General features: G+C 46.6%; 1 protein-coding gene. It reads right to left on the minus strand.

Features of this window, described 5'->3' with window-relative positions:
• Nucleotides 1-238: thiolase family protein (locus AAEY62_RS24605; protein ID WP_502935575.1), on the minus strand; the 238-nt coding region annotated here is incomplete at both ends.

Raw genomic sequence — 238 nt, forward strand, 5'->3', positions numbered from 1 at the left:
TGGCTTTAGCCGCTTTATGATGGCTTTGTGCTGCGTAAGCGTCTTGTTGCTTGCGGCTAATGCTATATTTTTCTGCAATGTTTTCAGCGGTAACGCCCATAGGGGTGTTGTCCCATGGGTCTTGTAATGTGGTAGTTAGCTCATCAACTACTGTACTATCACCCATTTTTTGGCCCCAACGATTACTTGCTAGAGTATAGCCTGAGCTACTCATGCTTTCTGCTCCGCCTGCTAAAGC

It is taken from the genome of Pseudoalteromonas sp. GW168-MNA-CIBAN-0100 (genome assembly GCF_040309225.1).
GTDB classification, from domain to species: Bacteria; Pseudomonadota; Gammaproteobacteria; order Enterobacterales; family Alteromonadaceae; genus Pseudoalteromonas; species Pseudoalteromonas arctica.